Below are 14,946 nucleotides of genomic sequence, written 5' to 3'. Positions count from 1 at the left end.
CCATCTGATGCTGGTTCGCAAAACGGAATCTCTGATGTCGCTCCCACTTCTCCGGCGGCTTGCCGAAGGCCGCACTGACCTGGTCTTTGAACTGATTGGCTCAGGCATGTCCGCGACCAGTACGGATGAGCAAGGAACGCCTCTGCTGAGCTGGTGTGCCTATTACGGAGACGTCAGCGCGATCAAATTCTTGCTTCAGCATGGTGAATCGCTCTCCCGGCTGGGTGACAACCTGGATCTCAGCGGTGCGGCCTTTCATGGACACTGGCGCCTCTGTCAGTATCTGATCGAGCACGGAGCCGATGTAGACTGGCAACAACCTGATACCGGCGAATCGCCTCTACACGCGGCCCTGTGCACGTAAGCGCACGGTGAAGTGCATCTTGAGCCATGCTTTAGTCTGAGTGGGTTTTGTTACCCTTCAGAGTGGAGATGGCGAGATGTCGCAGGTTGGTTCACGGAGTCGTGAGAAGGAGTCGTACTGGCGTTCCCATTGTGAGCGTCAGTCTTCGTCGGGGGAGTCGATTCGGGGCTATTGTCGTCGTCGCGGGCTTTCGGAGGCGACGTTTCATTACTGGCGGCGTCAGCTCTCGAGTCTCGATCAGGAGTTGACTGTTCGGCGGACCACTGATCCGCAGGTCACCCGCCCGCAGGGAACCGGGATGGCGGGGCTGGTTGCCGTAGAGGTGTTGGGTGATTCGCTGCCGCCTGCGATGCTGGAGATCGCCTGTGCTGGCGGTCTCGTCGTTCGGTTACGTGAGGATGCGGGTGTCGAGGTGTTGACTCGTGTGCTGACCGCCTGTCGGCAGATCCCCTCGGAACAACTCTCTTCGTCTGCGGGGGGGCGATTATGCTGAACATCTCTCGCACGACACGGGTGTTTCTGGCGACAGTGCCGACAGACATGCGGAAGGGGTTTGACGGTCTTCACGCCCTGGTGGAGAGCGTGATCGAAGAAGATCCGTTTGCCGGTCATCTGTTTGTGTTTCGGAACCAGCGTCGCGACCGGATCAAGCTGCTGTGGTGGGATCGCGATGGCTGGAGCCTGTTTTACAAGCGGTTGGAAAAAGGATGTTACGAGTTCCCGACCGACCGGAAGGAACAGACCTCACGCCGCTGCGAGATTCGCGCAGAGGAGCTTTTGCTGCTGTTGGAGGGGATTGATCTAGGGAGCGTGAAGCGACGCCCTCGCTATGAACGGCCGAGCGCAATCAATGACACCACGGCGCGGTCTTCAGTGTGAACTTCGTTCGGTCGTAAGACTGTCTGGCAGAATGCTGTCCCATGTCTTCGGTAGTCGTCCCTCCACGACGATTCGTGGAGGGACGTTTTTCGTTGGGAAAATACAGAAAAATCCCAAATTACTTGAAACGTTTTTGGGGGTTCGGGCGTATGACAGGGCATGAGTACGGATGGCTCCATTCTTCCTGATGACGTTGAGCAGCTCAAGGCGATGATCGCCGCACGTGATGCGGTCATCGCCAGAAGAGAGGCCGTCCTTCTACAGCGCGACATCGAGATCGTGGGACATCGCGCCGTCATCGCGCAGAAAGAAATGGTGATCACGTCATTGCACGACGTGGTTGAGCAGCAGCAGGCCAAACTGGAACGTGTGCATGAGCAACTGGCTCGCCTGCTTCGTGAACGCTACGGGCCGCGTAAGGAACGGGTCGATCCGAATCAGCTGACCCTGTTCACACCCGAAGAACTGGCGGAACTGATTCGCGAACTGAAGCGGGATCAGCAGGATTCGGTTTCGACCGACGATGGTTCGCTGCCCCAGGACGAGTCGCTGGGGGCCGCCAAGCCCAAGGAGCATGGCCGACGTCCCATCCCGCCTGAGATTCCGCGGGAAACCATCGTCCATGAACTGACGGAGCAAGAGCGACAGTGTCCCTGCTGTGGAGAGTTACGCGCCGAGATCGGACGTGAGGTCAGCGAGCAGCTGGAATTCATCCCCGCCCGTCTCAAGGCGATTCGGCACGAACGAGTGCGCTACGCCTGCCGGGGCTGCGAAGAGCATGTGGTGCTGGCTCCCAAGCCACCGCAACCGATCGACAAAGGCCTGCCGGGACCGGGACTGCTGGCGAACCTGATCGTGTCCAAGTATGGAGACTACCTGCCGCTGTATCGGATGGAAGACATTCTCTCGCGCTACAGGCTTCTCCTGCGGCGAAGCACACTGTGTGACTGGGTGGCGTCGATGGCCGATCTGCTGACCCCCTTGTACGACCTGCTGTGCCAGCGTGTGCGACAATCGGGTGTGATCCATACCGATGACACGAGCATCAAAATGCTGTCCGAAGGTCAGTGCCAGAACTGCAAGTTCTGGACGTATATCGGCGATCCCGCTCATCCGTATGTCGCCTACGAATTCAGCCTGACGCGCGCTGGGAGGAACCCGTCCCGGTTTCTGGAAGGCTTCTCGGGTTATCTGCAGGCGGATGCCTTCAGCGGGTACGACCAGATCTATGCCAAAGAACAGGTGACAGAAGTCGCCTGCATGGCACATTGCCGCCGGTACTGGCAGGAGGCCAGTCACACCGATGCGCGACGGGCGTACGAAGCGCTGGGCTACATCTCACGGTTGTATCAACTGGAGTCAGAATTCGAAGCGGCAGGGCTGAGCGGTGCATCACTGCGTGACGCACGCCAGCAGCATGCGGTTGGGATTCTCAAGACCTTCCGCAGCTGGCTGAACGAAGAGCAAAACCAGGTACTCCCCAAGAGTCCGATCGGACAGGCCTTCACCTACACACTGAATCAGTGGGAGGCGACCTGCCGCTACACCGACGACGGTGCACTGCAGATCGATAATAATCTGGCGGAGCGGATGATGAAGCCTCCCGCCATCCTGCGGAAGAACATGCTGTTCGTCGGCGGCGAACAGGGAGGTCATCGCGCTGCGATCCTGCTCAGTCTGGTCGGCAGTGCCAAGTACTGCGAGGTAGAACCGTGGCACTGGCTGCGAGCAGTCCTGGAGGAACTCCCCCAACGACTACGCACGGGAGCAGATCCCCCCGACCTGACAGACCTGCTCCCCGATCAATGGCTGAAGGCCCATCCCGAGCACCGCTGGAAGATCGAAACGATCCGAAAAAAAGAACGCCACAGGTCCAAACAACAAAAAGCCAACAAGAGAAAGAAACGCTGAACCCCCGGACTCATCCCCGGGGGCCTACTTCACCGTGCGCTTACCTGTGCACAACAATCCGACTCGCCCATGACCTGGTTCTCAAAGTTCTCTTGCAAAGCGGCGCGAACCCGAATTGCGTCACACGTCCCAATCGGGAGACAGGATGCTTTATGCGAGATTGTCGCACGAAAGGAGAAACTCCATTACACCGTGCCGCCGCGTTTGGAACAGAAGAGACAATTCAATTGTTGCTGGACGCGGGTTCCAATCGCGAGGCGAAGGACCAGCACGGAGACTCACCCCTCGCCTGGGCCAGTTGGTATGCGCGGCCCGATTCGATTCTTCGCCCTCTCTGCTACGGCCCCTACAACATCCGTGCAGGGCGAGCATCGATGGCTGCCAATGTGCTCGGGCGACCGATCCCCCAAAGTACTGGCAATTACGGGGGTGACGATTCTGACTAATAACTCGTCGCACTCTGTGCACTGACTGAAAATGAAGAACGCTTTCCGGAACAGGTACGCCACCCCACAAGATAATGGCATGTGGACAAAGTGGGACAGGTACCTGGAACGAAGCATAATCCGCATCGATTCAAGCGGACTTCGGAGCCTGTCCCCCATTCTCCAATAGCCTGATGCGACACCTCACGGGGGAGCTTCCACACCCCGCTCGGTCGCTCAGACTCAAGTTACCCGAGTTGCAACGTGGCTGTCTGCCGCAGGTTATCGCCAAACTCCGAAAAACCTGACATCCCTGTCCGGTCTTTTTGGGTGATGACAATGTTAATTCAGGTCGATGTTTTTAATAACACCGGATTCGACGGTTGTACTCATTAGGTAATCTTTTCATCGGAACCTTTCGGCTTAGCTCTTTCCGGTCACCATAAGTGATCACGCGAGAACCCCGCCCAAGGGGATCGTGCATATCACTCGGCAGCCACAAGCTGGATGGCCGGGGGACAATTCGTACATGACAGACATCGCTCCGGAGCGACCGCAAGCATCGCTCGGGGCCGCATGACATACGGGTCGCATTGATCAGTCACCTTAGGATCGCGGTACAACTCACCGCGGTCATTGAAGGTAACGTGAGGATTTTCATGGGTTTGCGACTAACTTACGCGTTGAGACTCGCCCTGGCGGTGAGCCTGGTCAGCATGCCCACACGGCTCTGGTCCGCCGACCCCGTGTTTCCCGATGTGAAAGCCCCTTCCCGTCTGGCGCCGTCAGATCTTCCGGTGCTGCCCGATGAATCAGCCCCGCTGAGACCCGAGCTGAAGAGTGTCCTGAATTCCACAGCCCCGAAACCTGCTGATCCATCGCAGGATCGCTCTCTGGAAGCGAATGAGCTACTGAAAGATGGACCGGGTGAAATTCCCGCTCCTGTTGACTGGTCGACTCGCTTTCACACTCGGGAAGTCCACTTCCCGCAGACGCCCGGCGCGTTTGACGTGGTCGGTAGCCAGATTGGAGCCGATGACCCGAACCGTCCGCGATATCCCTACCACTCGACCGAACCTTGGCTGGGCCATGCAGCGGACCCGGAATCATGGGGCGATCTGGCGGAGCTTCCCTACGTGCAACTGGGATGGTTCGCCAATGTCGATACGAACGTCTATGCTCCCAAAGTTTACGGACAGTTCAAGTCGGACACACTGCTTAACGGCATGTTCCCCAATGACCCGATCAATCTGGGAGTCTCCAAACTCGACGTGAACGTCAGCCCCCGATTTGAACTTGGTTACCGGTACGAACGAGGACTCGGTGAGACCCGCTTCGGCTACCAGTTCTACGACTTCCGGGGAAACGACACGCTGGCGAACTACGATCAGGGTGCTCCTGCGCAGCAAAGAAGTCAGGTCACTGGCCACGTGTTCGATCTTGACTTTTGCGAGTTCGAGTTCAACCCGGGGGGATTGCCGCTGATTCATCCGTTGTTCAAGTTCCCTGGGCGAATGGGACTGGGTCGTTCATTAACGCCCCAGCTCACCCCTCCCCCGCTGGAAATGCGGTTTCTCATCGGGGGACGAGGTGCCAATTACTTCACCCGGACCGAGGCAGTCGGCCCCACTACCACGGACCAGGTCACCAGCAACTTCTGGGGGGGTGGTCTGCATTTCACGTGGGACCTGAACCAGCGATTGACGCAGAATTCGCCCTTCTTCCTGCATCTGCGAGCGGAAGGTTCTGGAACCTTTGGCCGGATTGACCAGGTCTTCAGTCGAACCCGCGGAGCCGATTCGGAATCCGCCACGGATCCCCAGCGGTGGATCGGGGTGCCGACGGTCAGCCTGGAAATCGGACTCGCCTGGGCTCCCCAGCTTCCCCATCGAACCACGCGAGTCACACTCGCTTACCACTACGAAGAATGGTTCTCTTACGGTCAAACCACGGTGTCTGACACTGACCTGCTGCTGAACGGCGTCCTGTTGCGAGGTGAATGGAAGTTCTGATTGTTCGTCTTCTGGATAAGTCTTGCTTCAGTCCGATATTTAGGTCACCCATGCACCAGTTTCTGAAATTCGCCGCACTCTCGTTCTTGCTGAGCACAGGCTGCTCATTGGCGAGAAACACAGCGGAATCGAGCCTCGGTGCCACCAGGACCACTCGGTCAGCGCCCGCACCGGCACGACGACTTCCCGATGTCCCGTCGACGAAGCTGGAATCGCTCGAGCAGGAAGACCTGGTCCCCACCAGTGCCGAACGGCGTAAAGCCAGCACTGCACGTCGCTTCGAGGACCGAAATTCCGAGCAACCCCCACACTCCGTCCAGCAGGCCCGATACGTCGAGGAGGATGATTCGTCCCTCAACGGCGAGCCCGAGATCCTCGCTGGAGAGGCCGATCCGCAGGCCGTCATTCCGGCCCCCAGCGGCAGCGTGATCACAGACGCGAACAGGTTGGCAATGGAGTCGCAGTCAGAAGCATCGCTCTCGGCCCCCCGCGTCTATTCGCTCGCCGAACTGACGGCCATTACAGAGCAGGAACATCCCAAGCTTCGCATGGCATCGGCCGAGATTGAATCGGTGATGGGGGAACGTGTGCAAGCGGGGCTTTACCCCAACCCGCGTATGGAAACGAACAACCCGGAAATCTGGGCCGGGCGTGACAGCCAGGTGAACTTCGGCTGGCAGCAGGACTTCATCACGAAAGGAAAGATGCGACTCGATAAGGCGGCGGCAGACCAGAAATTACGCGTCACTGAGGCGATGTACGTCGTGGAAAAAATGCGGGTACTGACACAAGTCCGCATCCAGTACATCCAGGCATTGGCCGCACGGGAACGACTGAAAAATTCCGAAGACATTCTGCGAATTTCCAAAACAGCCCGCGATGTCTCTGCCGAACTCATGGAAACGGGCGAACGGACCCTCACCGATGTATTGCTGCTGAAAAACACTTACGAGCGGGCGCGACTGGCCGTCGAGAACAATCAGACACGCTACGAAGCGGAACTTCGTCAGGTCGCGATTGCTACTGGGATCCCCGATCTTGTGGTTGAGGATGTCTCTGGTTCAATCAACGATCTCCCCCCCTACTACGACGAACCCTACATCCGTGAGTTCCTGCAAAGTAATAGTGCTCCGATGATTATGGCCCGCGCCGAAGTCGTCCGCCGCAAAATCATGCTGAATCGGGCTGAGGTTGAACCTTACCCCGACTTTCGCTTTGGTCCCCACTATGCCGCCAGTACGACGGAAGGAAGCACCCGCCAGTTCTGGTTCACCTTTGTGTTCGATATTCCGATCTGGAACCTCAATCAGGGGAACATCCGCTCCGCCCGCGCAGAAGTGCTGAATGCCCAGGCCGAAGTGGAAAATCGCCGGATGGAGCTGCTGAACGACCTTGTCGATATCCACGCTCGCCACAAAACGTCGCAGTTATTACTCGCCCGCATCGACTCGTCGATCCTTCCCAACGCCGAGAAAACACAGCAACTGGTGCAGGAGGGCTACTCGGAAGGGACCCTGGACGTGAACCGGTTGCTGGAGGCGCAACGCGCACTTCTGGAAGCGAAACAGGACCAGATTGATGCGTACGAGCAGGCTTGGCGAACAGCGGCCGAACTGGCGGGCTACCTGCAGTTCGAACAGTTTCCTTAAGGAAGGCGAAGCCAGCCGCTCCGCCGTCAGGAAATCCCCGACAGACTGTCAGCGTCACCCTGCTGCCGTCGGAAATCCGGGGAAAGCGGGGTGGGTGGATTCATTTTCTACGTGGTGAACACGTGCTTTCGCTATAAACTTGCAGCGAGTAGCGGGGTCACCACACGGTGGTGCCTCGGCTTGCCAGGATGACTTTCCGTCAGCACTGACCGGAAACTGCGAGTAAGCTTCCGCATGACCTTACGCGCTCGACACCCCTTAACAGAAGCCTTTCCTTTTTCGGTTTCTCTCCTCGAGAACGACACACCTGAATGGCCAGCGGTCACTCCCATCGAATCCGAACCTTGCTGACTCCCGAGCCGCGCACGGACGGGACATTGAGGAATTCGGTCGAACCGAGGTGGAGTCTGGCAAGTCGTTTTGGCCGTGGAATGGGTTATCTGACCGCCCTGCTCTTCGTATTCCTGGCCACAATTTTACGAATGGTGCTCGACCCATTACTGGGTGAAGAGTTTCCCTTCGTTCCCTACCTTTGTGCAATCGTCTTCAGCTTCTACTTCGGCGGGCTTGGCCCCGCATTGATGACAATGGCACTGGGCTTTATCGCTACGGGCTACTTCTTTCTGACACCGCGCGGCTCGGTCCTCATTAATAATCTCCAGTCGCAAATTGGGGGCGGGTTCTACCTGCTGGTGGGTGGCTCAACAATTCTGTTAATGGAAGGCATGAAAGCCGCACAGCGCCGGGCCAATCACAATGAAGAAGAACTCTTGAAAAAACAGGCGGATCTTGAGACCGAAATTCGCGAACGCCGCGAAGCTCAGGAAGCCTATGTGAAGCTGCTGCGACGCATGGTCACGATTCAAGAAGTGGAACGCCGCCGAATCTCGCGCGAGCTCCACGACCAATGCGGCCAGGACCTGACCGCCCTGGATATCGGACTGAAAATCGTCGAGGAACTGATCGGGCCCCAAAACCAGTCTGCCCTTCAGCACTTGAAAAGCATGCATGAGACCCTGGGCCGAGTTTCACGCGAAGTCCACGACCTCGCCCTCGAACTGCGTCCCCCGTCGCTGGATGACCTGGGATTGAATGATGCCATCAAGGGATTCGTCGAGTCCTGGGGTGAGCGGACAGCCATCGCCGTCGACTTTGAAAGCCGCGGGCTGGATGACGTGCCGCTGGCTCCTGAAGTCGAAACGGCCGTCTATCGGACCGTCATTGAAGCCCTGACCAACGTCGCCAAGCATGCTGGCGTCTCGCGCGCGAGTGTCGTGCTCGAGATCCAGGGCCCCAACCTGATTCTGATCGTCGAGGATCAGGGACGGGGGTTTGATATCGACGCCCAAACCTCCGTTGGCAATCCTCCGCAGCACCTCGGACTGCTGGGAATGCGTGAGCGACTTGAAGCGGCAGGAGGAACCCTGGAAATTGAATCCACCCCCGGCGCCGGTACGACCATCTTTGCAAGGGCGCCAATACAGGGAGTGGGCGAAACCAAATGAACGGAAGCAAACTGGATGTTGTCATTGCCGATGACCATGCACTGGTGCGCCAGGGCCTGCGAATGCTCATCGATTGTCAGTCCGATATGACGGTCGTCGGCGAAGCGGGTGACGGACACGAGGCGCTGACCATGATCCAGCAATTGCGTCCCGCCGTCGCCGTCGTCGATGTCAGTATGCCGGTGATGAATGGAATCGAACTGACAGCGCGACTGGCAGGGGACGCGACCCCCACCAAAGTGCTGGCACTGACAGCGAATGAGGATCGCGGATATATGCACCGCCTGTTCTCATCGGGTGTCTGCGGATATCTGCTGAAAAGGTCCGCCGCAGATGAACTGATTCGAGCGATCCGATCTGTCTCACAGGGAATCCGCTATCTGGATCCTTCCATCCTGGACGAACTCGTCGGCATGACGGAATTTGACAAGTCGACACAACAAAAGCCCGAAGTGGCCCTCAGTGAGCGGGAAACGGAAGTCCTGAAGCTGATCGCTCAGGGCCTGACCAATAAAGAGATTGCCGCTCGACTGGATATCAGCGTGAAGACCGTGGAGACGTACAAAGCCCGGTCAATGCAGAAACTCGGACTCCGCGGACGAGCCGACATCGTTCGCTTCGCCGTCGATCGCTCCTGGCTGCGCGACATTTGAAATCGACACTTCCACGTCCTCGGAAATGACAGGATCGATCATGAGTGAAAAGTCCGTCCACAGCAAAGGCTCTACCCTCCCCTGGGGTTGGGGAATTGTCGCCGTCGTGGGTCTGGTCGTCGCCTGGAACTGGCAGCAACTTCGCCCGATCGCCCTCGACCTACTGCAGGATCCTGCGCAAGCGAAGGCCTTAACCGCCGTTCAGCCCCCGGTCGAACTGGTCCCTGAAGAAGAGGCCACACTGCAGCTAACCAGTCCCCACGCCGCAGCAGCCCTTGCCATCAAAGTCACCGAGGTTCGCAGTGCTCCTCAACCTGAACCTCTCCGATTACCCGGTTCCCTTCTCCTTGATCCTAACCGACTGGTCCATGTCCACTCCCGCTTCACCGGCGAAACCGTCTCCATCGGACAGATCGAAGATGACGGGGTCATGCGGCCGCTGCAGTACGGCGATCCCGTCAAGAAAGGACAGGTGATCGCGGTCATCTGGAGCAAGGAAGTCGGTGAGAAAAAGAGCGAACTGGTCGACGCCCTCTCGCAACTCGAAATGAGTCGATCTCTGCTGAAACGTCTGGAAAGCGTGCAGAAGGGGGTCGTCACCGAACGAGTCCTGCTCGAAGCACGACGGGATGTCGAAGCAGGAATGATCGCGGTCGCACGAGCCGAACGGACGCTGCGGTCCTGGCGGATGACCGATACCGAGATCGAGACCGTCCGACGCGAGTACCGGAATCTGATGAAAGATAAGGACGCATCAGATCTGGCAGTCGACGAGAAATGGGCTGAGACGGAAATCCGGGCCGCCATCGATGGCGTGATCGTCGAAAAGAATTTCAATGTCGGAGATGTCGTTGATCCGCAAGACGATCTTTTCAAGATTGCCGATCTGAGCCGGTTACAAGTCCTTGCCAACGTCTACGAAGAAGACCTGTGGGCCATTCGCGATCTCAAGCCCTCCGAACGGCATTGGAGCATCGACCTGAAGTCAGACCCATCGGACAATCAGATTCAGGGAACATTTGAATTGATCGGCAGCATGATTGATCCGGCTCAACGGACCGGTTCCGTCATGGGGTGGCTCGACAACAAGGATTCGCGCCTGCTGGTCGGCCAGTTCATTACCGCCACGGTGCAGCTTCCCGCGAGTTCAACAATTGTCGCCATCCCCGAATCGGCCCTGATCGAAGAAGGTGATTCATCGACGGTGTTCGTGGCCACCGACGCTCAACAACAACGCTTCACCCGCCGCAAAGTACTGGTCGTGAAACGAACCGCCGGGACGGTCTATATCAATAGCGACCCGCGCACATCAGGGTTCGAGCCTCTTCACGTGGGTGAAAGCGTCGTCAGCGAAGGATCACTGGGACTGGGTGGCGAACTTGCCAATCTTCAGGCGGGACAACGGAAAAGCTGAGCAGCTTCCATCCGTGTCCACCACCCGAGCATCGAGCAGAGGACTGCAATTCTATGGTCAGCAAACTGGTGAAATGGTCGCTCGATAACCCCTTGCTGGTGATGCTGGGGATGTTCGCGCTGATCGTGGCCGGGGGCTATGCCTTCCTGAATGTGAACGTCGAGGCCTATCCGGACCCTGCCCCGGCCATCATCGAGATCATCGCCAAGTACCCCGGGGCATCGGCCGAAGAAGTCGAACGCCAGGTGACGATCCCGCTTGAGGTCGCATTGGCAGGAATGCCGGGGCTGAAGTACACCCGCAGCAAATCCCTGTTCGGTCTGGCCCATGTCCGTAATCAGTTCGAATACGGCATTGATTACTACAAGGCACGTCAGGAAGTCATTAATCGACTCAGCTTCGTCAATGACCTCCCTCCCAATGTCGAACCAGAACTCTCTCCCACCAGCCCCACAGGTGAGATCCTGCGTTACACGTTGAAAGGTCCCCGCAACGAGGCGGGAGAAGAGATCTACACACTCAATGATCTCAAGACGCTGCAGGACTGGACTCTCGTCCGGAAGTTTCGACGAATTCCCCGCATCATCGACACCGTCAGCAGCGGGGGAACCATCAAACGATACGAAGTCCGTCCCGATCCCGAACGAATGTTGCGCTACGCCATTCCACTGAAACAACTCGAAGCAACGATCAGAGACAGTAACGCCAATATCGGGGGGGACTACCTCGTCCACGGCGAAAACCTGCTTAACGTCAGAAGTATTGGACTGATCGGCAACGGGATTGATCCGACACAGGCTCCCGTTGTCCTCAGTACGAAGAATCCGCAAGTCGCGGCGAACCACTTGCGTGCCGAAGAAAAAGCCCGCGTGAAAGCCATCCGCGAGATTGTGATCACCTCTGTCAACAACGTCCCTATCCGTGTGGAAGACGTGATCGAAGGGGGCCCGCTGCGGTATGAAGAGGAAATCGGAAAACAGGGAGTCGTCGTCACTCACCAGCCCCGCATGGGACGCATCAGCATCAGCTACCCGAGCACCGGGATCAAATCGGCCACGGACCACGCAGAACAGAATTCGCATGGCGGGGGGGCAGATGCCGCTGCGTCGGGGGAACCGGTCACCTGGTTCGACGATGCGGAACGAGTCCAGGGTATCATCCTGCTTCGGAAAGGTGAGGCATCTCTGCCGGCACTGAAGGACGTTCGGGACGAGATCGCGCGATTGAATTCCGGAGATGGAATGCTGCCCGGTGTCGAAATCGAACCTTACTACGATCGCACGGAACTGATCAACGTCACCACGCACACTGTGCACGAGAACCTTGTCGTGGGAATGGTTCTTGTCACCCTGATTCTGCTGATGTTCCTGACCAACGTCCGTTGCGCACTGATTGTGGCGATCAACGTGCCGCTGGCCCTGCTGGTGGCCTTCTCGATGCTCTATATCCGGGGACGGTCGGCAAACCTGCTTTCCATCGGTGCGGTCGACTTCGGTATCATCGTCGACAGCTCTGTCATTATCGTCGAGAACATCTACCGCCATCTGACCGCCGGCGAACAGACGAACGAGACTCTGAAAGAGCGCATCTTCCGGGCCTGCTCCGAAGTCGAGCGAGGTCTTTTTTTCACCACGGCGATCATGGTCTGCGCCTTCCTGCCGCTGTTCACCATGCGCGGCCCGGAAGGGCAGATCTTCGGCCCCATGGCCGACACCTATGCCTTCGCACTCGGCGGAGCCCTCGTCCTTGCTCTGACGATTGCTCCGGTTCTGTGCCTGTTATTCTTCAAAGAGCTGAAGCCTGTTCCCGATAACTTTCTGGTGCGCTACCTGAAAACGTCCTACCTGAACCGACTGCGGTGGTGTCTGCAGAACAGGACTTTGACGCTGGCCTTCATGCTGGGCATGATCGCCGTGACGGTATTCAACCTGCCACGACTGGGACGTGAGTTCATGCCGGAACTCGAAGAAGGCAATCTCTATGTCCGAGGAACATTTCCGATTAATGTGGCCCCGCATGTGGCGGCGTCCCGGTCTGACGCCGCTCGTGCCATCATGCGGCAGTACCCCGAAGTTCGCGTCGTGGTCTCTCAAAACGGACGACCCGATGATGGGACCGACCCCACCGGGTTCTACAACCTGGAGTTCTTCCTTCCCCTCAAGCCTCGGACGGAATGGCCGCTGACAGAACGTCAGACCGGCTGGCGTCGGATCTACGGACCCAAGCGAGCGAGGACAAAAGAAGAACTGATCGCGGGGATGGAATCAGAACTCTCTCACAAGATTCTGGGTGCCAACTGGAACTTCTCACAGAATATCCGCGACAACGTTATGGAATCTCTGTCGGGGGTTAAGGGGGATAACTCCGTTAAGATCTTCGGACCGGACCTGGCGGAGCTTGAGCGTATCGCTGACCAGTTGGCGGCAAGACTCAACACGATTCCGGGAATCACCAACGTCGGCGTCTTTCGAATTCAGGGGCAACCCAACCTTGAACTGCCGATCGATTCGCAGAAATGCAACTACTGGGGTGTGAGTGTCGAAGACGTGAACTCAGTCATTCACACGGCCGTCGGGGGCATGCCCTTTACCTCCATGATCGAAGGGGAGAAACGCTTTGACCTCGCGTTACGCTATCCCGAACAGCAGCGAAACAGTGAAGAAGCGATTCTGAATATCCCCGTCGATGTCTACAACAACCGCGTGATCCAGGAAAGCGGCACTCGGAATCGAAACAGTCTTTCGACCACAGGGAGTAACAGCCAGAAGCCTTCCATCATTGGCACGACAATGGCCACGTCGGTGAATACCGCAACCAATATGCCCCGCCGACGACTGCGCGACCTGGTCACGCCACTGAATTCTCAGGGACAACCCGATCCGAATGGACGATTCGTTCAGCCCGGTGCATCGACGATCTATCGAGAGCAGGGACTGAGGATGATCGCAGTGAAATTCAGCGTGCGAGGACGTGACCTCGCCAGCGCTGTGGCAGAAGCCCAGACCAAGACCAGCGACTTGTTCCAATCCCCCTACTCTTCGAGCTGGAGCGGCGAGTTTGACCAGATGCGTGAGGCCGAAGAACGACTGATGGTGATCGTGCCGATCTCGATGGCCCTGGTCTTCCTGCTGATCTACCTGGCGTTCGGGTCACTGCTCGATACGCTCGCTGTATTCGCGAATGTCGTCGCCCTGTCGATGGGAGGCTTCTGGGCTCTGATCTTCACTGGTACCAACTTCAGTATCTCAGCCGCCGTCGGCTTCATCTCAATCTTCGGCGTGGCCATTATGGACGGCCTGCTGCTGATTTCGTACTTCAACCAGTTACGTTCCCACGGACTGCCGCTGAATGAAGCAATCATGCAGGGTGCCGAGAAACGTGTTCGCCCCATGATGATGACAGCACTCACTGCCATTCTGGGCCTGCTTCCCGCCGCCTTCTCAACGAAGATCGGCGCTCAGACACAACAGCCGCTGGCGATTGTCGTCGTCGGGGGAATGTTAATGACGCTCGTCATCAACCGCTATATGATGCCGGTCCTGTACAGCCTCTACGGCCACCGGGAACCGAACAAAAACGCCGCTAACATGGCCCACTAGGTCATGGAGTACGACTCCGCTCGCTCGTTGAGAATCCGAGATCCTCTCGCTGCCGGATCGTGTCCCCAGCCGGGGGCTGACACAATCGACATCCACCGTCATTCCCCCCCTTCAGATACGGACCGGGCATGTTGGGTGGGAAGGTCGTGGTCATCCCCGTCTGCACCCTCGTTCCTGTCGGCGAGGAAGCCTCTGCAGAAGCGGAATGCCGATCAGGGGACACGGCTGTTCAGAGATTCGTCCAGATTGGTGAATCCGTCAGAATCACACTCCTGATTCGCTCTTCGAGATCCTCAGGGTTCAAACCGGAAGCGACTACCGCCGGTCAGACATTCCAAGACTGTCAGGGTCTTGGTACCGTCACGGTCCCGCGGGGGTGATCCGCTCTCCCAAAGGGGCCGCCCCCCCCGCCCGGGATACTTCCCCGAAACATTGCCCCGTACGCGATCATCCTGGAAGCAGACCGTTCACACACGGAACTCGAAATCATGGGTTCGCGAGGAACATCGTCAGCCCGCTCTGCCTGCCCTGCAAG

11 protein-coding genes are annotated in these 14,946 nt (G+C 57.8%); all 11 read left to right on the top strand.

The features are described from left to right. The first annotated feature begins 34 nt into the window (after nt 1-34). The 11 genes from ACGY09_RS19705 to ACGY09_RS19655 all read left to right on the top strand — a co-directional run bounded on the left by ACGY09_RS19705 (nt 35) and on the right by ACGY09_RS19655 (nt 14,411). Nucleotides 35-364 carry an ankyrin repeat domain-containing protein gene (locus ACGY09_RS19705; protein WP_397569105.1) on the top strand — a complete coding sequence of 110 codons (330 nt, stop codon included), beginning with the start codon at nt 35-37 and terminating at the stop codon, nt 362-364. A gap of 76 nt (nt 365-440) precedes the next feature. Then, nucleotides 441-857 carry an IS66 family insertion sequence element accessory protein TnpA gene (tnpA, locus tag ACGY09_RS19700; RefSeq protein ID WP_397569104.1) on the top strand — a complete coding sequence of 139 codons (417 nt, stop codon included), beginning with the start codon at nt 441-443 and terminating at the stop codon, nt 855-857. Then, the gene (gene tnpB / locus ACGY09_RS19695; protein ID WP_373649181.1) at nt 851-1,243 is read left to right on the top strand and encodes an IS66 family insertion sequence element accessory protein TnpB; all 393 of its coding nucleotides are present in this window, start codon (nt 851-853) and stop codon (nt 1,241-1,243) included. Before tnpA ends, tnpB begins: the two co-directional genes overlap by 7 nt. A gap of 159 nt (nt 1,244-1,402) precedes the next feature. Then, entirely contained in the window at nt 1,403-3,154 is a 1,752-nt protein-coding gene (gene tnpC, locus ACGY09_RS19690) for an IS66 family transposase (protein WP_397569103.1), read from the top strand. Beyond that, on the top strand, nt 3,049-3,600 hold the full coding sequence (locus tag ACGY09_RS19685; protein WP_397569102.1) for an ankyrin repeat domain-containing protein: 552 nt from the start codon (nt 3,049-3,051) through the stop codon (nt 3,598-3,600). Before tnpC ends, ACGY09_RS19685 begins: the two co-directional genes overlap by 106 nt. A gap of 638 nt (nt 3,601-4,238) precedes the next feature. After that, nucleotides 4,239-5,591, top strand: coding sequence for a hypothetical protein (locus ACGY09_RS19680; protein WP_397569101.1), 1,353 nt, complete (start codon nt 4,239-4,241; stop codon nt 5,589-5,591). 50 nt (nt 5,592-5,641) lie between these two features. Then, complete coding sequence (locus ACGY09_RS19675; RefSeq protein WP_373653262.1) at nt 5,642-7,240, top strand: TolC family protein; 1,599 nt, start codon at nt 5,642-5,644, stop codon at nt 7,238-7,240. 311 nt (nt 7,241-7,551) lie between these two features. Next, on the top strand, nt 7,552-8,745 hold the full coding sequence (locus tag ACGY09_RS19670; protein WP_397569100.1) for a DUF4118 domain-containing protein: 1,194 nt from the start codon (nt 7,552-7,554) through the stop codon (nt 8,743-8,745). Beyond that, nucleotides 8,742-9,398 carry a response regulator gene (locus ACGY09_RS19665; protein ID WP_397569099.1) on the top strand — a complete coding sequence of 219 codons (657 nt, stop codon included), beginning with the start codon at nt 8,742-8,744 and terminating at the stop codon, nt 9,396-9,398. Before ACGY09_RS19670 ends, ACGY09_RS19665 begins: the two co-directional genes overlap by 4 nt. A gap of 40 nt (nt 9,399-9,438) precedes the next feature. After that, entirely contained in the window at nt 9,439-10,812 is a 1,374-nt protein-coding gene (locus tag ACGY09_RS19660; protein WP_397569098.1) for an efflux RND transporter periplasmic adaptor subunit, read from the top strand. A 53-nt stretch (nt 10,813-10,865) separates the two neighbouring features. Then, the gene (locus ACGY09_RS19655; RefSeq protein WP_397569097.1) at nt 10,866-14,411 is read left to right on the top strand and encodes an efflux RND transporter permease subunit; all 3,546 of its coding nucleotides are present in this window, start codon (nt 10,866-10,868) and stop codon (nt 14,409-14,411) included. Nucleotides 14,412-14,946: the final 535 nt, after the last annotated feature.

Source organism: Schlesneria sphaerica, from assembly GCF_044336245.1.
Lineage (GTDB): Bacteria > Planctomycetota > Planctomycetia > Planctomycetales > Planctomycetaceae > Schlesneria > Schlesneria sphaerica.
This window is presented reverse-complemented; position numbering and strand designations above follow the sequence as displayed.